Raw genomic sequence first — 20594 nt, 5'->3', positions numbered from 1 at the left:
GCCGGGCCCGCGTACGGATCGGCGTACGCGGGTACGTAGCGGCTACTTCAGCGTCACCGTCGCCGACGCCGTCAGGCCGCCCGAGGCGACCGTCACCGTGACCGTGCCGCGCCGCAGCGCGGTGAGCGTGGCGGTCGTCGGGTCCAGGACCGCGAGGGTCCCGGGACGGCGCTTGGCGGCCTTGGCCTCGGAGGGCGAGTCGGTGACCAGGACGCCCGCGGACCCCGACCAGACCACCGTGGCGGGGTAGCGCAGCGGAAAGCGCAGCCCGAACTCGCTGGTGATGCCGGTGGCCGCCAGAGCGGCCGACGTGCCGACGGGCACGGGACCGTCCGCCGTCAGCTCGATCCCGTCGATGACCGGGCGGCTCTCGGCCCGCAGCCACTCGCGGGTCCGCGGGCTCGGCTGCCCGGCCCGGACGCGCGCGGGCCTGGGGTCGACGCCGACGTGCATCCAGCCGAAGAAGCCGCCCTGGTCGGGCGAGCTGTAGGGCGTCTTGCCCACGGCCGGGGTGGTGACCTCCAGGACGCCGTCGGTCCGCGTGACCGACGCGGTGTGCGCGTGGCCGGTGAAGAGCGCGACCGGCTTGCCGGAGGTCTCCCGGAAGTCGGCCAGCCACTTCTGGAGGAGCCCGGCCTCCAGTTGGTCGGCGAGCTGTGAGGCGCCCGCGCCCGAGGGGTCCCGCAAGGGGTGGTGGAAGGACAGCACGACACCGGTCACCGACCGGTTCCTGGCCGCCTTCGCCAACTCGGCCTGGAGCAGCGGCACTTGGTCCCAGTCCGAGGTCCGCATGTCGCCGGTGTGCGAGTCCAGCAGGATGAAACGGGTCCCCTTGTGGTCGAAGACCTGCCGGTTGGGGCGGCCGGTCACGGCGAGGAACGCGTCGAGGCCGCCGGTCGCGGACAGCCCCGCCTCGTGGTTGCCGGGCGTCCAGTACACCGGCAGCCCGGCCGGTACGTGGTCGCGCAGCAGCCCGTTGGCGAGTGCGAAGTCCTCGGGGTTGTTGTTGTCCACGAAGTCGCCGTTGATCAGCAGGAAGTCCGGCCGGGTCGCGACGGCCTGGCCGAGCGCGGTCACCGCCTGCCGCCCGGAGAAGGAGTCGAGCCCGGCCGCCGCGCTGACGTGCAGGTCGGACAGGACCGCGAAGGTCCACCGCCGGTCCGGCAGTCCGCCCTGCTCGACGACGTACGGGTCGGGCTGCGGGGCCTGCGAGGTGTCCGGCTGCTGCCCGACCTGCGCGGCGAGCCCGTCGAAGTCGAGCCGCCCCGCGTTCTTGTTGGTCTGCGACGTCTCCGCGATGTAGATCCGCAGCAGCGTGACCGGCTCCGAGTACCCGGCGGGGAGGTCCCCGACGACCCGCCGCCACCCCGTCCAGTCCACGGTCAGCGCGAGCGTGAACGGCACATTGGTGGTGCCCTGCGAGTACATCATGCAGCGCAGCCAGTGGTTGTTGCCGTCGCCGTTGACCCACAGCGCGATCCGCTTCGTGCCCGTGGGCAGCGTGATCGGACCGCCGCCGGCCACCGCGTACGCCGCCGACGTACTCGTCTGCCCGGTGAAGTCGTACGTGAGCCGCAGCGCGTGGTTGTCGGCCGCCGCGCCCGGCCGGTCGGGGGCGGCGACGAAGGCGACCGACGCCGTGCCCCGCGCGGCCAGCGCCGTCCAGTTCTCGGCCGGCTCGAACTCGGCCAGCGACACGTCGACCAGGCCGACCGTCACCGGCAGCCGTGCCGTCACATCCCCCACGGTCGCCGTCAGGACGGTGGCCTTGCCGACCGCGCCCGCGTCACCGGTGATCCGGAGGCTGCCGTCCGGCTGCGCGGCCACCGTGATCAGGGCCTTGTCGTAGGCGAGTCGGACGTCACGCGGCGCGACGGGCGCGTCGAAACCGTCCGCGTCGTACCCGGTCAGGCTGACCGACGCGGTCGCGCCGGGGTCGATGGTGACGGCCCGCTCGGTGAACGCCAGCCTGTGCAGGTCGCCGAGGACCCGCAGTTCGTGCGCGCCGTCCGCGTCCCCGGTACGGGCGCGCAGCGTTCCCGCGCCGGGCTTCCTGGCGCGGAAGACGCCGTCGCGCGCGGTGCCGAGGGAGCCGGGGGAGGCCGACCACCGTACGGGGTCGCGGTGTTCGTCGATCGGCACCGGCGCCCACGTCTCGTCGTAGCCCGCCGCCGCGACGTCCACGGTCAGCCCCGGCACGACGCGGTCGGCGCGCGGGCGTACGTCGAGGCCGCGCAGCCGGCCCGAACCCTTGCGGGCGGCGAAGAGGCCGACGCCGTTGGGCACGGGCCGCTCGCCGCCGTCCGAGGGGGTGTTGACGACTCCGGCCCCGGTGTCGCCGGGCCTGCGGGCGACGATCTCGGTGGAGCCGCCGCCGTCGAGCATGAACGCCTCGGTGGCGCCGAGCCGCACCAGCAGCTTGGCGGTGTCGTCGAAGCTGAGCCCGGCGGAGAAGTTGGCCGAGCCGTCGATCGCGACGAGCAGCAGGCGGTGGCCGCCGTCCAGCCACGCGATGGCGGTGCGCGGCTTGGCCGCGTCGTTGCCGGTGCTCGGCGGGAAGTCGATCGCCGTGCCGCCGCGCACCAGCACCTCGCCGCTGCCGAGCGCGGTACGCAGCGCGACGGGCGCGTTCGTCCGCGGCGCGAAGTCGACGGTGACGGCGTCACCGGGCTTGGCGGCGGCCAGTTGGGCCGCCGCCGCGCCCCGGCCGAGCACGACGAGACCGCCCTCCGGCACCGCGGTGTCGGTGAGTTGGGCGTTGACGGCGGTGATCTTCCCGCCCGCGACGACGAGTTCGGTGTACGGGCCCGCGTCCTGGATGAGCGTGCGGCGCCCGGCGCCCCACTCCGGGGTGTACGCGGCGACGCCGTCGGCGGGCACCGAGGGCGAGTTGAGGGCGGTGAGCGGCCGTCGCGTCCCGGCGACCGTGACCGTACCGGTGAGCACCAGGTCGGCCAGCCGGGCCACCCGGTCGGCGCCGATCGCCGCGACGGTCGCCGTCTTGTTCGTGCCCTTGCGGAGCGTGCCGTCCTGGATTTCCGGGCCCTCGGCCGCGAAGGTCTCGGTGATGTCGAAATAGTCGCCGTTGACGGCGGCCACGGCGTGCTGCGCGTTCGCCGCCTGGGCGAGCGGACGCGGATCGCTCACCTTGTCCGCGACGAGGTCCACGCCGACCGACGCGTTGCCGAGATCGGCGTTGAGCACATGGACCCGCGTCCAGCCGGTGCGGCCGAATGTGTCGAAGGAGGTGAGGACGATACCCGGCGCGACCGGGTAGTCCGCGCGGCCCGCTACGAGGGATTCCCCCGGCACGGCCAACTGGTAATTCGGCGGCTTGTATTCGGCGTAACCGGGGTATTTCGCCGATTCCGGCGGAGTGAACGCCGGTGTGCTCCCGGCCTGTCCCGATGTGCCCTGTCGGCTCGTTTGCGCGCTCGCGGTTCCGGCGGTCGCGGTGAGTCCGGCGGCGACGGCGCCGACGATGAGGCCGCGTCGCGTTATCCCCGAGGCGGCGCTGGTTTGCTGATTCTCCATGGCGCATCACGCTATGGGTTTTTGCCGTCGATGAGATGAACGAAAACGTAGGTGAGGACATCGGGTTGCCGGTGCGCGGGCGGATTGCGCCCGAACGGCACCGTGGGCGGCGCCGCCTGCCGCACTTCACGTCGTTGACGCGGGTGCGGAACGTCCGCATTTGGCGGGCACGTCGGGATATTGCCGCCCAGGAGGCGGCGCGGCTTTTCAAAAAACACACAGGTCGCTTGCAACCCCTCCCGTTACAGCTGTTAGTTTCGGTCGGGCTGCCCCTTCGCGGGGGACGTGGACATCCCTGCGGCCCACCCTCGGCCGCGAAGCCAGCGGAGAAAGACCACGAATGGATTACTGCTACACGTGCCGCCGCTCCGTCAACGGGGCGCTGGTGTGCCCGGGTTGCGGCGCCTACGCGCCGGAGACGGACGCGGCACCGGTCTCGTACGCGGACCCGGCGTCGTACGCGGACCCGGCTCCGGTCTCGTACGCGGACCCGGCACCGTACGAGCCCGCCGCGTACATACCGGAGCCCTCCGTCTTCCCGGCCACCCCTGCGGCTTCGGCTGCGGCTGACGAGGAGAGGACGGCGTCCGTCCTCGGGCCCTCCTCGCTCGTGCCCCGCTTGCAGGGCGGACGCGCCGCCCGGCGGCGGCAGTTGGAGCGGTGGAAGAAGAACCGGCGCCGTGCGGGCGTCGCCACGGCGGTGGCCCTCTTCGGCGGCGGCGTGACCGTCGCGTCCATGCAGAACCACGGCTCCGGCCGGGGCACGACGGCGTCCTCGTCGTACGACACCGTGACGCCGGTGACGCTGCGCACCGACAACGCGCAGGCCACGGAACCGACTTCGGGCTCGCACGCCGCCGCGCCCGCCACCCAGCGGCACACCCGTACCCCGGCGCTCCCCACGACCCAGGCGACCCACCCGGCCGCCACCAACGCCGGTACGGCCCCGCTGCCCGCCACTTCCCCGGCCACCGGCCCGGCCCCGTCCGCCTCGACGGCTCCTTCGACGCCCCCGTCGACCGGCACGCAAGCCGTGAACACCGGCACCGGCACCGCTGCCGACACCCCCGCGGACCCCGGCACGACGACGATGGCGCCCCCGGCCACCACCCCCGCCGACCCCGCGCCACCGAGCACGTCCCCGACGACGCCGCCCGCGCACCAGGGCCTGTGCATCCTGATCCTCTGCCTGCCGTAAGACCCCGGCCGGGACGTGCCCCGTAGGGGCGTTGGCTCCGCCCCCGACGGCGGCCCCAACGCCCCTAAAAGATCAGGTGCACCGCACCCGTATGGCGCGGGCTAACAGAAGGCCTCTCGGACGGACCCGCCGACCGCGGCGCACCACGTGCTCAGGTCGACCTTGCCGTTGGGGCGAAGGCCGTGCAGCCGCTGGAGATCCTGGACGGCCTTCTGGGTGGCGTGGTCGAAGGTGCCGTTGACCGTGACACCGGCGAAGCCCTTGAGGGCCAGGATCGACTGGAGGCCGCTCACCGGCAGCCCGGTGGCGTGCTTGTCGAGTACGGGCGCCAGCGCTTCCCACGTGGCGGTGTCGAAGGTGGCGTCGGGCGTGACCGGAATGCCGTGCGTGGTCTGGAAGTCGGCGACCACGGCGTTCATGTCGGTGCCGAAGACGCCGTTGGGCGTCAGCGCGGTGTACCCGGCGTTGTTGAGCAGGTACTGCGCGACCCCGACGACCTGGCTGTCCACGAACCGCCAGATGTCCGGCCAGCGCCGCGCGGGGATGTCCCGCCGGGGCGTGCGCATCTGGGTCAGGACGCGCGAGCGGATCGTCGGGAACTGCGCGTAGAAGGCGGCGCCGGGACACTCGGTGCCGAGCCGGAAGTCCCAGTGCCCGAAGATGTCCCAGGCGTGCAGGTCGAACTGCCGGCACACGGCGACGCACAGCTCCACCAGGGAGTCGAGCAGCGCGCGCGGCGGCGTCTCCGTGATGTACGTGCCCTCGTTCTCGATGCCGATCGCGTTGCCGTTCTCACCGGGGCAGTGCGCGGCCGTGACCTGGTGTTCCCCGGTGACCAGCGTCTCCAGGCTGCGGTGCCTGCCCTCCATGACGTAGCCGCCGCGGCTGACGGTGAAGTGCTGGCCGGTGTCGGCCCAGCCGTTGGTGTCCATGTGCAGGTCCTGGCAGTCCTTGGCGAGCTGGACCGCGTGGGCGCGCGAGTAGTCCGTGACGTTGGGGAACGCCATGTGGTGCAGGATGATCTTGTTCGTGGTGTTGCCCGTGATCTGGATCGGGCTGGACGGCGGCCGGGCGCCCCACGTGTCGCAGTCGATGATCCACGGGAATTGCGGCGACGGCGCGGCGACGGCCGCTCCGGGCAAGGCCAGTTCGGTACCGACGACGGCGGCGACCGCTCCGCCCAGGCCGACTCTGAACAACGTGCGACGGTCGACCTCGTGCTCGTGTATGGCCAATGCATGCTCCCCGAGGAACGTGGCAGTCACTGTTAACTGCCGTGCACCCGGAGACTATTGAGCCTTCTGATGTCTGACCAGAATTGTTTCAAGATCGTGATGCTCGGTGTGGAACCGAAGGCTCACCTGGCGTTCGCCCGCGGTTCGCCCGCCATTCGCCGGGCTGTCGGAGGCTTCGCGGGACCCCTGCTCATTTCCCGCCGTGCCGACCGAAGAGGGACCCACAGCCTTGCAAACCTTGCATAAGAGATGGCGTGCGTCAATCACTCTGGGCGTCGCGTTCCTGACCGCGATTCCCTTTTTCCTCGCGTCCTCGCCCGCCGCCTCGGCGGTTTCGCCGGCCGGTTCGCCGACCGTTTCGCCGGCGGCCGACGCGGCGCCTTCCGCCGTGAAAATCAATGAGGTCGAGTCCAATGGCGGAACGCCGGGCGACTGGGTCGAGTTGGCCAATTCGGGTGCGATTGCTGTTGATGTGTCGGGTTGGCTCGTCAAGGACAATGACGACTCCCATGTGTTCACGATTGCCGCCGGTACGTCGATCGCGCCCGGCGGTTTTCTCGCGCTCGACGTCGACCCCGTCTTCGGGCTGGGAAGCGCGGATTCCGCGCGGCTTTTCCTGCCCGACGGCGTGACCTTGGTGGACGCGTACTCCTGGACCGCCCACGCGGCGACCACGTACGGCCGTTGCCCCGACGGCACCGGCGCTTTCGTCACCACGACCGCCTCCACCAAGGGCGCCGCGAACGACTGCGGAGCGCCCTCGTCGGCCGTGAGAATCAATGAGGTCGAGTCCAATGGCGGAACGCCCGGCGACTGGGTCGAGTTGACCAACACAAGTCCCGTGTCCGTGGACATATCGGGCTGGCTCGTCAAGGACAACGACGACTCCCACGTCTTCACGGTCCCCGCCGGTACGTCGGTCGCGCCGGGCGGTTTCCTCGCCCTCGACGTCGAGTCGGCCTTCGGTCTCGGCGGCGCCGACTCCGCCCGCCTCTTCCTGCCGGACGGCACGACGCTGATCGACGCGTACTCCTGGACCGCCCACGCGGCGACCACGTACGGGCGTTGCCCCGACGGCACGGGCGACTTCGCGACGACGGCCGCCTCCACGAAGGGCGCGGCCAACGCGTGCGCCGGTCAGGTCGCGGCCTCACCGTGGCCGGGCGGCTCCTCGGTGACCACGGTCGACGACGCGAACGTCTTCGGTACGAACCTGAGCGGTCTGGCGTACGAGGGTTCCGGCGGGCCGACTCCCGGTGTGCTGTGGGCGGTCAGGAACGGCCCCTCCACGCTGTACCGGCTGGAGTGGGACGGCGCCAAGTGGGCGCCGGACACCGCCGACGGGTGGAGCGCGGGCAAGGCGCTGCGCTACCCGGACGGGACCGGTGACCCCGACGCCGAGGGGGTCGCCCTGACGGGCGCGGGCCCTTCCGGCGGCGTCTTCGTCTCGACCGAGCGCGACAACGCGGTCAGCGGCGTGAGCCGTCCCGAGGTGCTGCGCTTCGACCCGCCCGGCACGGGGTCCGGCGCGCTGCGCGCCACCCGCGAGTGGAATCTGACCGCGGACCTGCCGCCGGTCGGCGCCAACAGCGGCCTCGAGGGCATCACTTGGGTGCCCGACAGCTACCTGACCTCGCACGGCTTCCGCGACCAGCACACGGGCGCCGCGTACTCCCCGGCCGCCTACCCCGACCACGGTGACGGCCTCTTCTTCGTCGGCCTCGAAGGCAACGGCAGCGTCTACGCGTACGCCCTCGACCAGTCCGGCAGCGGCTTCACCCGCGTCGCCGCCTTCGCCAGCGGCTTCCCGAGCGTCATGGAGCTCCAGTTCGACGCCGAGGCCGACCAGTTGTGGGCCGTGTGCGACGACACCTGCAACGGCCGTACGGCGACCTTCGCCGTGGGCGCCAACGGTGACTTCGCCGCCACCGGCCTCTACGAGCGCCCGGCCGCGATGCCCAACCTCAACAACGAGGGCTTCGCCTTCGCCCCGCGCTCCGAGTGCGTCGACGGCCGCAAGCCGGTCTTCTGGTCCGACGACAGCGACGACGGCGGGCACGCGTTGCGCGGCGGCACGATCGCCTGCGCGGCGGGCGGCGCCTTCCTGCCCCTGAACGGCTTCTCCGACGTGGCCCTCGGCGGCACCACCTCCGGCCGTGTCGTCGCCACCGGCGGCCGTACGGTCCTGGTCTCCGACGCCCGCGACCCCGCGGGCGTGCTGGTGTACGTCGGCCCCGGATCCGCCCCCGCCCAGGTCCAGTTGACCGGCGGCGCGGCCACGCTCTCCCTCGGGCGCGGCTCCTACGAGATCACCGGCTCCGGCCGCACGACCACCGTGCGTACGGTCGACGGCGAGCCCGCCGTCCTCGCCCCGGTCCCCGCGACCGTCGCCCGCGGCGCCTCCCTCACCTACACCGAGACCCCCACCGGCCTCACCGGCATCCGCCACACCGGCTCCGTCACCTTCGGCCCCTGCACCGGCGTCGACATCCAGAACGTCATCCTCGGCACCCCCGGCAACGACCGCCTCACCGGCACCCCCGGCAACGACCTCATCCTCGGCCGCGGCGGCAACGACACCGTCGACGGCGGCGGCGGAAGCGACTGCGTCCTGACCGGCGCGGGCAACGACCGCATCTCCCTCCCGGGCACCGGCCCTTCGTACACCGACGCGGGCGCCGGCAACAACGTCGTCTCGGCGGGCGACGGCGCCAATGTGGTCCTCGCGGGCAGCGGCAACGACCAGATCACGACGGGTGGGGGCGACGACCGTATCGACGCGGGCGGCGGCAACAACGTCGTCTCGGCGGGCGGCGGTTCCGACACCATCCGGTCCACCACCGGCAACGACACCCTCGACTGCGGCCCCGGCCTCGACACCGCCCACCCCGGCACCGGCAACAACACCAACGTCGGCGGCCGTTGCGAGACCTTCCTGTCCTGACCCCCGCCAAGAGAGGCCGGGCCCCCCGCCCGGCCTCTCCCGACCCCCACACGCGGCGCCACCCCGCCGTACCCTGTACCCGGCCCCGGCACGCACTCCCACCGCGTGGCGGTTCGCCCCATTTGCCCGACCCTTGACAGCTGGTTCCATCCGCCTCCCCCCACTGCTGAACATGCACGTCAGCGAGACCGCCCACCCGCGCGTGCGGGGATGACCCCCCAGCCCGTGTCAGCTACGCGGGCCACAGCATCTGCCCCCCCGCGCGTGCGGGGATGACCCCTTCAGGATCGCGGCGTTCGGGAAGCGCTCGGGCTGCCCCCTGCGCGTGCGGGGATGACCCCGTCCAGGACCTCATGGGCATCGACTGGCCCGTCTGCCCCCCCCGCGCGTGCGGGGATGACCCCCGGTCCAGCAGTTCGCCGATGCTGTCACCGAACTGCCCCCCCGCGCGTGCGGGGATGAGCCCATGTGCTTGGTGACGGTCTTCTCCAGGGCGTCGTGCACCCCGCGGCGTGCGGGGATGGCCCCGGGGGCTACTTGGCGCTGTGCCCCGCGCATGGCGGCCCCCCGCGCGTGCGGGGATGACGTGTTTGCTCAGGGCGCGGCTCCGCCGAGGGCTATTCGAGGGCCGCGACGGCGGCAAGGATCTCGGCGGGTTCCGACCGCGTCGTGTAATCGGGGTGGACGTCGATCCAGCGGATGGAGCCGTCGGCGCCGACGAGGACGGTCGTGGCGAGCGGGAGAGCGGCGGACCCGTCGGCGTTGACGTCGGTGAGGCGGACGCCGAGGGACGCCTGGGCGTCCTGCGCGCTGTCGGCGAGGGTGAAGACGATGCCGAGCCGCGCGGCGATCCGGTTCCCCGGGTCCGACAGTACGGCGTACGACAGGCCGAGCTTCTCGGTCATCGTCAGCGAGCCGTCCGGCTTCTGCGGGCTGAGCGCGATCAGGGCGACGCCCCGCGCTCGGAGTTGGTCGACCAGGGCCTCCTGGTAGGTGCGCAAGGTCAGGTTGCAGTACGGGCACCAGGCTCCCCGGTAGAAGACGACGACGGCCGGGCGCCCCGCCCGTACGGCCGAAAGGCTCGTCGGCCGACCGGTCGCGTCCAGAAGGTCGCCGTCGGGCATGGCGGTGCCCGGACCGGCGACGCCGTCCGGGACACCGGCCGCCATCAGCCGCCGCCTCTCGTTCTCGAAGGCGGTTCCGACCTCGGCGGGCAGCCGCCCGGCGGCCTGCGCCTGGACCTCGGCGGCCCGGTCGGCGACCGGGGTTGCGATGTCGTTCATGAGAGCGCCCCTTGCGTGCTGCGATTCGTGCTGCGATGGGCCCAGCGATTTCTGGGTCGCAGATTCCACTCTCGCGTCCAAAAAATGGGTTCTCAAGTCCAAAATGGTGTTAGCGTGGCGTCATGGCTACCGATACGCGCCCGACGGCCAAGCTGACGCCCAAGGGGCTGCGGACCCGGGCCCGTATCGTCGACGCCGCCGCCGAACTCGTTCACGAACGCGGCGTCGCGGGCGCCACCCTCGAAGACGTCAAGGCCGCGGCCCAGGTCAGCGGCTCGCAGCTCTACCACTACTTCGCCGACAAGGAAGCGCTCGTGCAGGCGGTGATCGACCGCCAGGCCGACGCCATCGTCACCACCACCGAGCAGGCGGGGCTCGACACGGTCGAGGGGCTGCGCGCCTGGCGCGACCTCGTCGTCGCCGAGGCCGGACGCCTCGACGGCCGGGGCGGCTGCCCGCTCGGGTCCCTCGGCGGTCAGCTCGCCGAGAGCGACGCGCGGGCCCGCGCTCGGGTCTCGGTCGGGTTCGGCCGCTGGTCCACCGTCATCGGCCAAGGGCTGGCCGCCCTGCACGCCGCCGGGCGCCTCCGGCCCGGCATCGATCCGGACGACCTGGCCGTCACCCTCCTCTGCGCCTTGCAGGGCGCACTCCTGCTCGCCCAGATCCAGCGGGACAGCCTTCCGCTGGAGACCGCACTCGACACCGTCCTGGCCCTGAGCCTCAGCCCTGGCGTCACCTTCGGGCAGCGCGCCGGATGACGTCCGACGGAACTCCGGGCGCCGCCGCCTCCTCGGTGCGGCGGAACGAACTGCGGCTCACCGCACGCTGATTGTCTGGACCCAGCCCCCGTGAGTCGCCCGCACCCACGTCTTGACGCTCGGTCCAGCCTTGGCCCCTGCGGCCGCCTGCCGTGGCCATATCCTGCGCTCGGGGCCGTGCGGCCCGCCTTCAGGAGCCGCTTGCCCTATTTGCCCGATCCTCGACAGTTGGTTCAATCGGCCCCTGCCCCCTGATAACCCCGCACGTCAGCGAGCCTGCTCCCCGCGCAAGCGGGGATGACCCCACCCCCGCACGGGCCGCGGGCGGGACAAAGGGCTGCTCCCCGCGCAAGCGGGGATGACCCCAAGGCGGCCGTTGCGATCACCCGCACCACCTCCTGCTCCCCGCGAGCGGGGATGACCCCCAGTTGAACGCGCGGATCGGGGTGTGCTCCCACTGCTCCCCGCGCAAGCGGGGATGACCCTCCGGAGTTCATGGCGAACTGCACGGTGCTGATCTGCTCCCCGCGCAAGCGGGGATGACCCTCCGGAGTTCATGGCGAACTGCACGGTGCTGATCTGCTCCCCGCGCAAGCGGGGATGACCCCCTGAGTCACCTGCACGGCTACGCCGAGCGCTGCTCCCCGCGCGAGCGGGGATGACCCCTCGTCCGGCACGGTGTCGAAGAGCACGGCGGTCTGCTCCCCGCGCGTGCGGGGATAGCCCCGGCCCGCAGGCCGTGTGTTGGGGGAACGGCGATGCGTGTCCGGACGTGGGCGACCGTGGAGGTCGATCGTCCTGCGACCCTTACGGTCCTTACGGCCGGGGCGGCGACGGCGGCAGCGTAGAACGTGCGACGCGGAACCCCACGTCGTCGATTCCGAACGTCGGATGGCTGCGGCGCCGCACGGACGCGCGGCAGCTCCAGTGCGCGTCGGCCCAGCCGCCGCCGCGCAGCACCCGGTAGGTCCCGTACACCTCGGCGTCGTAGACGTCCCAGCACCAGTTCCACACGTTGCCCAACATGTCGTACAGGCCGAAGGCGTTGGGCTCCTTGCCGCCGACGGGGTGCGTACGCCCGTCCGAGTTCCCCTGGTGCCAGGCGACGGCGTCGAGCTGCCCGTACCTCGGCCCCGTCGTCCCCGCCCGGCAGGCGTACTCCCACTCGGCCTCGGTCGGCAGCCGGTAACCGTCCGCCGCCGCGTCCCACTCCGCCCGCTCGGCCTCACGGTCCAACGCGTACGCGGGCGTCAGCCCCTCCCGTCGCGACAGGGCGTCGCAGAACTCCGCCGCGTCCCACCACGAAACCCCCTCCACCGGCAGCCGCTCGCCCTCCACACTGCTCGGCCTCCGGCCGGTGACCTCCGCGTACGCCTCCTGCGTCACCGGCACCGCCGCCATCTCGAACCCCGCGACCTCGACCTGCCAGCTCTTCTGCGTCCGCCGGTCCGACACCGTCACCCGTCCCGCCGGGACCCCCACCATGTCCTCCACAGCCGGCCACCCTACCGACCACCCCGAATACGCCCCCACAGCCCGTCGGCACCGTCCCCCACCAGGCGGCCACCTGCCCCATTCGCCCGCCCCGCCACCTTGCCGAATCCACCCCTACCCGCCGACAATCCCCCAGGTCAGCCCCTCCGCCGCCTCCGCGTAATGCGGGGAAGACCCCCTCCGCGGAAGTCGAGGTATTCGCGGTCGGCCCTCGTCCGCGTCGGCCGCGATTGTCCGAGGTGCGCGTTACGGTCCTGTCATGGCAGCAAGAATCGATCTGACCCTTGATTGCGCGGACGCGAAACTCCTCGCCACGTTCTGGAAGACGGCCCTGGGGTATGTGGACGAGCCGCCGCCCGCTCCCTTCACGACCCGTGAGGAGTGGCTGGCGCAGTTCGACCTTCCGGAGGACGACTCCGCGGACGACGGCGCGTGGCTCTGCGATCCCGACGGCGTCGGCCCCCGGTTCTGCATCCTCAAGGTCCCCGAGCCGAAGACCGCCAAGAACCGGCTCCACATCGACGTCCGGGTGCCGGGACACGGCAGCCCCGACGAGCGGTGGGCACGGATCGAGGCGGAGTCCGAGCGGCTGGTGAAGGCGGGCGGGGTCGTCCTGGAGGAGTTCGAGGGGCACCATGTGGTGATGGCCGACCCCGAGGGCAATGAGTTCTGCGTTGCCGCGGCCTCGGCGGGAGGCTGACCGGGGACGGCATCCGCCCGCCCCTCACGTGGGAAGGGGCGGCGATGGAGCAGGGCACCCGCGGGGAGCTCATCGATCGGCTGGCGGAGGCGGTCGGGGCGGCCGGGGCGGTCACGGCCGGGGCAGCCGGGGCGGTCACGGCTGGGGTGGTCACGACAAGGCACCCGGTGCGGGTCGCGGTCGACGGGCCGCCGGCCGCGGGGAAGACGACCCTGGCCGACGAACTCGCCGTCGTGCTGCGGGCGCGGGGCCGCGAGGTCATCCGGGCGACGGTGGACGACTTCCTCGTCCCGCGCGCACAGCGCTACCGGCGCGGCCGGTACACCGCCGAAGGCTGCTACTTCGACGCCCACGACCGCGCCGCGCTGTGCCGGTTCCTGCTCGACCCGCTGGGACCTGGCGGAGACCGGAGGTTCCGAACGACGGCCTACGACGCGCAGACCGACACCGCGCTGTCGCCACCGGCCGCGACCGCCCCGGCGGACGCCGTACTCCTCTTCGACGGCGTCTTCCTCCTGCGCCCCGAACTCCTCGACCGGTGGGACCTGCGCGTCCTCGTGTCCGTCCCCTTCGAGCAGACGGTGGACCGGGCCCGGAGCCGGGACGCGGCCCTGACGGCCGCCGCCCGGAGCCGAGACGCGGCACTGACGGCCGCCGCCGAGATCGAACGGTCCTGGCGCGACCGCTACCTCCCCGCCCAGCGGCTCTACGCCGCCACGGCGCACCCCGCCGACCACGCCGACATCACTGTCCACAACACCCGCCTCCAGAACCCGAGTTGGGAGGTCAGGCAGGGCTGACCGGGACGCGGCGCCTCAGCGGAAGGCGGCGATGTTACGGGTGACCCAGTCGCGGAAGGGGCGCGGGGCGCGGCCGAGGACGCGCTGGACGTCCGGGCTGATGGCCAACTCGGCCGGACGCGGGGCGGAGAGGATGTCGAGGGTGTCGTCGGCGAGTTCGGCCGGTACGAAGCGGGTCATCGCCAACCGGGCCTCGTCGCGGGTGAGTTCGTGGAACCGTACGGGCGAGTCGAGCGCGGCGGCGATGGCCGCGGCCTGCTGACGTGGAGTGATGACCTCGGGCCCGGTCAGCTCGTACACCCCGCCGTTGTGCCGGTCGTCCAGGAGGCAGGCCGCCGCGACCTCGGCGATGTCGGCCGGGTCGACGACCGGAACCCCCACGTCGCCGAAGGGCGCGGCGACCGTCCGCTCCGTACGCACGGACTCCGCCCAGGCCAGGGCGTTGGACGCGAAGCCGCCCGGTCGTACGATCGCCCAGTCCAGGCCGGAGCCGCGCAACGCGTCCTCCACCGCGCGCATCGCGACCCGCGACGGGTCGAGCGGCCTGGTCGACACGCCCTGCGAGGACAGCAGGACGACCCGGCGTACGCCGTGGGCAGCGGCGAGGCCGATGAGGTCGGCGGGCCTGGCTTCGGGGGCGTGCAAGTCGCCGGACAGGAGCAGGAACAGCGCCTTCGCTCCGTCCAACGCCGCTTCCAGGCTCGCCGGTTCGGCCAGGTCGGCCGACAAGTGGCTGACGCCGTCCGGCAGTTGCGCCGAGCCGGTCGGGGGTCGCCGCGACACCGCCGTCACCTGCTCGCCCGCCTCGGCGAGTGCCTGCGTCAAAGGCCGGCCCACGTTTCCGGTCGCACCGGTCACCACGATCATGTTCGGCTCCTCGTTCCTGCTGCGTTATCCGTTGTGGCTACGGGGATTGACGCTAGGAGCCGGGCTTACTTTCCGTAAGGACATACCCCGAGGTAAGCTCCGGACATGGAGGAAGGCGTGCAGCTGAAGCCGGTCGTGGCGGACCCTCGGTATGAGGTGTTTCACACCGACTGCCCCGCGCGCGACATGGTCGACCACGTGACCAGCCGGTGGGGCATCTGGGTGCTGATCTCCTTGCGGACCAACGACCTCCGGTTCTACGAGCTGCGCGACAGCATCCGGGGCATCAGCGAGAAGATGCTGGCGCAGACCTTGCGCGCCCTGGTCCAGGACGGCCTGATCTGGCGTGCGGTCGAGCCGACGACTCCTCCCCAAGTCACCTACGGCCTCACCGACTTCGGCCGCGACATCGGCGAGCCCCTCACCGACCTCTTCGACCGCATCACCCGCCGCCTCCCGCCGCCCTCGCCCGTCCCCGAAGACGGTTCCACCCCGTCCTGGTCCCCTCGCCGCTGACCGCCGACACAGCGCGCGCATGCGCCCGGGCGGGGGCGGGGCGGCCCGGTCAGAGGAGGGCGGCGGCCAGGAAGGCGAAGGCGGCGATGATGACGGCGACGCGGACGTAGTGAAAGCGGTCCCAGCGATTCATCTGCTGCTTCCAGTCGGCGGGCCGATTCTCGGGGGTCCAGGTCTTGCTCTGGTTGTTGATAGGGACGAGCAGCAGGATCGACATGATCACGCTGACGATCAGCAGCGCGGCACCGGTGATGACGAGGCCGACACCGTCGTGGTGCCGTCCGGCGACGGCCCAGACGGCGGCGAGGACGAGCGAGCCGATGTACCAGAACGGCATCACGGCGCCGAGCATGCGACCCCCGTGGGCGCGGGCGAGCTGGCCGCTGTCGTCGGGCAGCGCGTTGAAGATCGGGTTCATGACGAAGGCGACGGAGAACTCCACCCCCACCATCACGCCGACGACCACGGTGGTGATGACCTCAAGTGCGTTGAGCATGGTGACCCTCCCGGAGATCAGGATCTAGCGTTGCTAGCCGTTGGTTCAACGCTAGACCTGCTACCGCTCGATTGTCTAGCGGTGCTAGAATCGAGTCATGTCGGTACAGGAACGCAAGGAGCGCGAACGGGCGGGCCGCGAACGCCTCATCGTGGCCACGGCCCGCGAACTCGCCGAGCGCCAGGGCTGGGACGCGGTCACCACGCGCCGCCTCGCCGAGCGCATCGAGTACAGCCAGCCCGTCCTCTACAGCCACTTCCGGGGGAAGCGCGAGATCATCGGCGCCGTCGCCCTCCAGGGCGCCGCCGAGATGGCCGTGGCGATACGGGCCGCGACCTCCGCCGTGGACGACCCGCGCGCCCGGGTCACCACCCTCGCCCGCACCTACCTGGACTTCGCCGAACGCAACCCGGCGGTCTACGACGCCATGTTCAACCTCGACGGCGGCCTCGCCTTCGCGCACGAGGACACGCCGGAGCCGCTGAAGGACGCCTTCGCCGCTCTGCTGGAGACCCTCGGCGAGGTGGCCGGGGACGGCGTCCACCCGGGGCTGTTCACCGAGCTGTTCTGGGCGTCCCTGCACGGACTCGCCACCCTGACCCGTGCCGGGCGGCTCCCGCCGGGGGACACCGAACGCAGAACCGAGCTGCTGGTCGACCGCCTCGCCGTCCTCTGACGCCCCGCCCCGGCCCCGCCCCCGACCCCGCGCCGGGGCGGACCGCTAGACGGTGGGGAGTTGGCCGGACTTCACGGCGTCGATGAAGGCGGACCAGGAGGCGGTGGGGAAGGTGAGGGCGGGGCCGTGGGGGTCTTTGGAGTCGCGTACGGGGACGGTGCCGGGGAAGTTGTCGGCGACCTCGACGCAACTGTCCGGGTCCGCCCCGCCGCTGTAGGACGACTTGCGCCACGCGGCGGCGCTGAGATTCAGTCCGGTGCTTGGCATGATCACTGGTCCTCGGACGTTCAGACGGTGGGGAGTTGGCCGGACTTCACGGCGTCGATGAAGGCGGACCAAGAGGCGGTGGGGAAGGTGAGGGCGGGGCCGTGAGGGTCTTTGCTGTCGCGTACGGGGACGGTGCCGGGGAAGTTGTCGGCGACCTCGACGCAACTGTTCGGGTCTGAGTTGCCGCTGTAGGACGACTTGCGCCACGCGGCGGCGCTCAGGTTCGGTCCGGGGCTTGGCATGGCTAGTGGTCCTCCAGCGCGGATCGCAGTAGGTCGAGGGACTCGGACGGCGACAGTGCGGAGTCCCGGAGACGATCGTAGGACAAGCGAAAGTGGTCCACCTCCTCTGTTTCCTCGACGAGTTGGCCGCTCCAACTGCTCTCGACGTAGGCGACCGTCCGTCCGCTGGGGAGCCACAGCAGTTGCAGCGAACTGCCGAGCAGATTGTGCAGGCCGACGCTGAACGGCACGACGTGAAGCGTGATGTTGGGCTGTTGCCCTGCCTCGATCAAGCGCTTGAGCTGGTCGTTCCACACCGCGTGGTCCTGAACTGGGCGTCGGATGACCGACTCGTCCAGCAAACCCCTGTAGTTCAGGCGCTTCACGCCGGTCAGCCGGTCCTGCCGCGTTATCCGGTCGTGGACCAGGTCGGCAAGCGGCTCGTCAGCGGTGTCGGCGCTGTGGACGCGGATCTGGGCCTCGGCATACTCCGGCGTCTGCAATAGGCCGGGGACGCTGCTGATGGCGAACTCCTGGATGCTCGTCGCCTCGGCCTCCAGGTCCTTGAAGCCCTGGTAACGGCTCTGCCCCGCCTCGCGCTTGGCGGCACGCCACAACTTGCTGAGCAGGTCACCGGTTCCGTACAGCCGGTCGAGCGCGTCGATGGCGTCGAGGGAGCCGAGCCGGACGCCCTTCTCCAGCCGTTGGAGATACGACGGGTCGTACTTGGAACGATCGGCGAGTTCGGCCAGCGTCCAACCGGCGCGCTCCCGCTGTCTGGTGAGTTCGGCCGCGAGCATCGCGCGTGGGCTGAGTTCGTCCTCGGCTCCGTCGATCATCCGAGCGCCCGTTCCTTTCGCCTTGCCTCCGCCGTGGGCAACGAGCCTGTGGCTAGCGCCGATTGGCGGCTCCGCCTGCGGGTTTCGCGGCGGCGGCCACGTAACCGGGCCCGTACCCCTTGCTGTTCGCGGGGTCAACGGCCGACCCCTGGCGATCGTATGGCTCCCGCCTCACGCTTGTGTACGGAAAGTGAGAATTCGATCACGCACGGAGAGACGGTAAGGCGCTATGTCGGGAGTTGCCGTAGAGGCGAAGGGCGGTGGCGCGCCGCCGCCCCCGCAGCCGTACACCGATCCACAAGAGCTGTGGCCCCCAACGGCGTTGGGAGTACGGCGCGCCCGTCACTCGCTGATGCGAACCCTTGCCGCGTGGCGGGCCGAACGCGACGTGGCCGAGGCCGCCTGCCTCGTCCTCGCCGAACTCGCCGCCAACGCACAGCGCCACGGGCACGTTCCCGGCAAGCAGTTTGGCGTCAGCGCCCATCGGCTCGCCGACGGCCTGCTCCTCGAAGTCCACGACGCCGCCGGCGGTTCCTTACCCGTCCTCCTCGACGCCCCCACCCCTGATCTTGCCGCCGAACGCGGGCGCGGGCTCCTCCTCGTGGACGCCGTCACCCACGGCCGCTGGGGTGTCGCCCCGCGCGCGGGCGCCCCCGGCAAGGTCGTCTGGGCCCTCGTCCCGGCCCCCGCGTCTGCGCCTGCGCCTGCGCCGTGGGGCGACTCTGCGGTGCCGGGTCCCGCCCGCTGAGTCCTCGCCGCATCCTCGGCCCTACCCTGTACGCGGGCGGCCTCCTCGCGACGCGGTTCGCCGCCTCTGCCTGGCCCTTTGCACCTGGCTCAACCCGGGCTCTGCGCCCGGCAACTCCGCACGTCAGCAAGCCAGTTCCCCGCGTACGCGGGGATGACCCCCGCACGCGGGCCAGCGGCCGGGGCGCGTCCTGCCGCTCCCCGCACACGCGGGGATGACCCCATCGGCCGCTTCGGCTTTGATGCGGCGATCTTCCGCTCCCCGCCCGCGCGGGGATGATCCCGGCGTGGTCGTCCACCACACCGTTACCCAGGGGTGGTCCCCGCGCCTGCGGGGATGACCGCTCGTCGGGACTCACCGACGCTGGAGGGGGCGTAGGGCCTCCCGTTTCTCCGACCGGGCGGTGCGGGGCGTACGGCGGGAGCTGCGGTCGCGGAGGGGAGCGGGGCACGTCGGAGGCTCGACTGCGTGCGTCGAGGCCGCTGACGTGCGATACGGGGTGGGCGCGGACGAAAGGGCGCCCCGTGTGATGCTGGCGGCATGAGTGATCAACCTGAGGTCGCCGTCGTCCGGTGGCCGGACCTGGCACCTTCGGCCGGGGACGGGCTGGACGGGCTGGCCGGGCTGCTGGCGGCCTACCACCTGCGGACCGAGGCCGAGAAGGGGGAGCCGGTCGCGGGGGTGGACGGGCTGCCGGATCGGTACCGGGCGGAGATCACCGACCCTCGGAGCGCGTTCGCCGACGATGTCGTGCTGGTGGCGCTCGCGGGGGACGCCGCCGTGGGCTGCGTGGTGGTGACGCGTCCGGACCACGGGCACTCCGAGGTCAAGAGGCTCTGGACCGAAGCCGAGTTCCGTGGCCGGGGCGTCGCGTCCGCCCTGCTCGGCGCGGCGTTCGCGCAGGCGGCGGAGAACGGCGCGGATACGGTCCGGCTCTCGGTGTGGAAGTGGCGGACCGGGGCCATCGCGCTGTACGAACGGCTCGGCTTCACCGTCACCGACTCGTGGGACGAGCGGGAGCAACTGGTCTGCATGCGGCGCGCCTTGTGAGCGGTCGCCGTCACCCGCTGACGGCCGCGCCATCGCGTATCGCGCGGCGATGGCACGGCGCGTCGTCACCCCGCGTCAGCCGGGACGGCGGCTGCCGAGGCGCGCGTCGCCCCGGGCCCCCGGCCGCTCCACGAACCTCGTGACGACCTCAGCAGCTCCCCGCCCACGCCGTAGGGGCGGGTCACTCGCCTCAGCTCTACGCTGTACGCGGACCGTCTCCACGCGCGCCGGGTTCGCCGCATTCGCCCGATCCCCGCCACCTGATGAATTCCGCCCCCACCCGCCAACAAACCCCCACGCCCCCCGCGCACGCGGAGATGACCCCGACTTCCGCCACGGCCACCGGTCCGGCCCGTACCGCCCCCCGCCCACGCGGGGATGACCCCGTCCAGTTCGGCGACCGCGCCCGGTACAAGCGCTCCCCTCGCCCGCGCACGTGGGGATGACCCCGGCAGGACGGCTCGCTGGCGCTGAGCATCTACCTGCCCCCCCGCACGCGGGGATGGCCCCTTCTGTGACCGCACGTCGTAGACAGTCTGGTGCTGCCCCCGCGCGCGGGGGGATGACCCCAGGCGGCGCCACGTCTCCGGCCCCACCAGACCCTGCCCCCCCGCGCACGCGGGGATGACCCCTGGCGGCCGGGAAACGGTGGGGCAGTAGGCCCCTGCCCCCCCGCGCACGCGGGGATGACCCCCACCCCGTGCTGGCCAGAAGCGCGGCGACCTCCTGCCCTCCCGCGCACGCGGAGATGAGCCCGGCGCCCTGACCCGCAGGATCGCGGCAGCGTACTGCCCCGCGCACGCGGGGATGCCCCCGTCCAGGTGGCCGTCACCAACGCGAAGCTCCTGCCCCCCGCACGCGGGGATGCCCCCGGACGCCGCCGCGACGGCCCACCGTCGCCGACCTCGCCCCGCAGCCCCCGGCGCGCCCGCCGTCCCGGCCCACCGCAGCCCCCGGCGCGCCCGCCG

19 protein-coding genes are annotated in these 20594 nt (G+C 72.3%); 9 read left to right on the top strand and 10 right to left on the bottom strand.

All coding sequences use genetic code 11. The features are described 5' to 3' along the window. Nucleotides 1-42: 42 nt before the first annotated feature. Nucleotides 43-3534, bottom strand: a complete 3492-nt coding sequence (locus tag ACIQCJ_RS27580; protein WP_402712864.1) for a phosphodiester glycosidase family protein — start codon at nucleotides 3532-3534, stop codon at nucleotides 43-45. Nucleotides 3535-3874: 340 nt separating this feature from the next. Here ACIQCJ_RS27580 and ACIQCJ_RS27575 point away from each other — a divergent pair, with 340 nt between their 5' ends. After that, complete coding sequence (locus ACIQCJ_RS27575) at nucleotides 3875-4732, top strand: hypothetical protein (protein WP_402712863.1); 858 nt, start codon at nucleotides 3875-3877, stop codon at nucleotides 4730-4732. Nucleotides 4733-4833: 101 nt separating this feature from the next. Here the strand turns inward: ACIQCJ_RS27575 and ACIQCJ_RS27570 are convergent, their stop codons facing one another. Together ACIQCJ_RS27570 and ACIQCJ_RS27565 are read right to left on the bottom strand one after the other, a co-directional pair. Continuing rightward, on the bottom strand, nucleotides 4834-5967 hold the full coding sequence (locus tag ACIQCJ_RS27570) for an N-acetylmuramoyl-L-alanine amidase (protein WP_355339846.1): 1134 nt from the start codon (nucleotides 5965-5967) through the stop codon (nucleotides 4834-4836). A gap of 54 nt (nucleotides 5968-6021) precedes the next feature. After that, complete coding sequence (locus ACIQCJ_RS27565; RefSeq protein ID WP_402712942.1) at nucleotides 6022-6417, bottom strand: hypothetical protein; 396 nt, start codon at nucleotides 6415-6417, stop codon at nucleotides 6022-6024. Between ACIQCJ_RS27565 and ACIQCJ_RS27560 the strand changes: the two genes are divergently transcribed. Then, nucleotides 6356-8911: a lamin tail domain-containing protein gene (locus ACIQCJ_RS27560; RefSeq protein WP_402712862.1), complete on the top strand. Its 2556-nt coding sequence runs from the start codon at nucleotides 6356-6358 to the stop codon at nucleotides 8909-8911. The two genes, ACIQCJ_RS27565 and ACIQCJ_RS27560, sit on opposite strands and share 62 nt — an antisense overlap. 617 nt (nucleotides 8912-9528) lie before the next feature. On the opposite strand, the gene ACIQCJ_RS27555 is transcribed toward ACIQCJ_RS27560, so the two are convergent. Next, nucleotides 9529-10194: a redoxin domain-containing protein gene (locus tag ACIQCJ_RS27555; protein WP_391121938.1), complete on the bottom strand. Its 666-nt coding sequence runs from the start codon at nucleotides 10192-10194 to the stop codon at nucleotides 9529-9531. 122 nt (nucleotides 10195-10316) lie between these two features. Between ACIQCJ_RS27555 and ACIQCJ_RS27550 the strand changes: the two genes are divergently transcribed. Next, entirely contained in the window at nucleotides 10317-10952 is a 636-nt protein-coding gene (locus ACIQCJ_RS27550) for a TetR/AcrR family transcriptional regulator (protein ID WP_355339855.1), read from the top strand. 816 nt (nucleotides 10953-11768) lie between these two features. Here the strand turns inward: ACIQCJ_RS27550 and ACIQCJ_RS27545 are convergent. Continuing rightward, nucleotides 11769-12437, bottom strand: coding sequence for a formylglycine-generating enzyme family protein (locus ACIQCJ_RS27545; protein ID WP_402712939.1), 669 nt, complete (start codon nucleotides 12435-12437; stop codon nucleotides 11769-11771). A gap of 268 nt (nucleotides 12438-12705) precedes the next feature. Here ACIQCJ_RS27545 and ACIQCJ_RS27540 point away from each other — a divergent pair, with 268 nt between their 5' ends. Further along, nucleotides 12706-13146, top strand: coding sequence for a VOC family protein (locus ACIQCJ_RS27540; RefSeq protein WP_391041758.1), 441 nt, complete (start codon nucleotides 12706-12708; stop codon nucleotides 13144-13146). A 44-nt stretch (nucleotides 13147-13190) separates the two neighbouring features. Next, complete coding sequence (locus tag ACIQCJ_RS27535; protein ID WP_402712861.1) at nucleotides 13191-13946, top strand: cytidylate kinase family protein; 756 nt, start codon at nucleotides 13191-13193, stop codon at nucleotides 13944-13946. A 15-nt stretch (nucleotides 13947-13961) separates the two neighbouring features. Here ACIQCJ_RS27535 and ACIQCJ_RS27530 read toward each other — a convergent pair whose 3' ends face one another. Beyond that, the gene (locus ACIQCJ_RS27530; RefSeq protein ID WP_402712860.1) at nucleotides 13962-14813 is read right to left on the bottom strand and encodes an SDR family oxidoreductase; all 852 of its coding nucleotides are present in this window, start codon (nucleotides 14811-14813) and stop codon (nucleotides 13962-13964) included. Between the two features lie 105 nt (nucleotides 14814-14918). On the opposite strand from ACIQCJ_RS27530, the gene ACIQCJ_RS27525 reads away from it, so the two are divergent. Continuing rightward, nucleotides 14919-15329, top strand: a complete 411-nt coding sequence (locus ACIQCJ_RS27525) for a winged helix-turn-helix transcriptional regulator (protein WP_402712859.1) — start codon at nucleotides 14919-14921, stop codon at nucleotides 15327-15329. A 49-nt stretch (nucleotides 15330-15378) separates the two neighbouring features. On the opposite strand, the gene ACIQCJ_RS27520 is transcribed toward ACIQCJ_RS27525, so the two are convergent. After that, nucleotides 15379-15825, bottom strand: a complete 447-nt coding sequence (locus ACIQCJ_RS27520) for a DUF1772 domain-containing protein (protein WP_355339867.1) — start codon at nucleotides 15823-15825, stop codon at nucleotides 15379-15381. A 97-nt stretch (nucleotides 15826-15922) separates the two neighbouring features. Between ACIQCJ_RS27520 and ACIQCJ_RS27515 the strand changes: the two genes are divergently transcribed. Then, entirely contained in the window at nucleotides 15923-16501 is a 579-nt protein-coding gene (locus ACIQCJ_RS27515) for a WHG domain-containing protein (RefSeq protein WP_391041751.1), read from the top strand. A 45-nt stretch (nucleotides 16502-16546) separates the two neighbouring features. Here the strand turns inward: ACIQCJ_RS27515 and ACIQCJ_RS27510 are convergent, their stop codons facing one another. Genes ACIQCJ_RS27510 through ACIQCJ_RS27500 form a run of 3 tightly spaced genes read right to left on the bottom strand, consistent with a single transcriptional unit; the run spans nucleotide 16547 to nucleotide 17828 of the window. Further along, entirely contained in the window at nucleotides 16547-16768 is a 222-nt protein-coding gene (locus ACIQCJ_RS27510; RefSeq protein WP_402712858.1) for a DUF397 domain-containing protein, read from the bottom strand. Nucleotides 16769-16788: 20 nt separating this feature from the next. Next, a complete protein-coding gene (locus ACIQCJ_RS27505) occupies nucleotides 16789-17010 on the bottom strand; it encodes a DUF397 domain-containing protein (protein WP_402712857.1) in 222 nt (73 codons plus the stop codon). A 2-nt stretch (nucleotides 17011-17012) separates the two neighbouring features. Then, complete coding sequence (locus ACIQCJ_RS27500) at nucleotides 17013-17828, bottom strand: helix-turn-helix domain-containing protein (protein ID WP_401851583.1); 816 nt, start codon at nucleotides 17826-17828, stop codon at nucleotides 17013-17015. Between the two features lie 229 nt (nucleotides 17829-18057). On the opposite strand from ACIQCJ_RS27500, the gene ACIQCJ_RS27495 reads away from it, so the two are divergent. Together ACIQCJ_RS27495 and ACIQCJ_RS27490 are read left to right on the top strand one after the other, a co-directional pair. Continuing rightward, nucleotides 18058-18576 carry an ATP-binding protein gene (locus tag ACIQCJ_RS27495; RefSeq protein WP_402712856.1) on the top strand — a complete coding sequence of 173 codons (519 nt, stop codon included), beginning with the start codon at nucleotides 18058-18060 and terminating at the stop codon, nucleotides 18574-18576. Nucleotides 18577-19116: 540 nt separating this feature from the next. Further along, on the top strand, nucleotides 19117-19626 hold the full coding sequence (locus ACIQCJ_RS27490; protein WP_402712855.1) for a GNAT family N-acetyltransferase: 510 nt from the start codon (nucleotides 19117-19119) through the stop codon (nucleotides 19624-19626). Nucleotides 19627-20594 lie beyond the last annotated feature (968 nt).

Source organism: Streptomyces sp. NPDC093221 (genome assembly GCF_044753885.1).
Classification (GTDB): Bacteria; Actinomycetota; Actinomycetes; order Streptomycetales; family Streptomycetaceae; genus Actinacidiphila.
The sequence above is the reverse complement of the archived record's forward strand: the minus strand, read 5'-3'. Positions and strand labels throughout refer to the sequence as shown.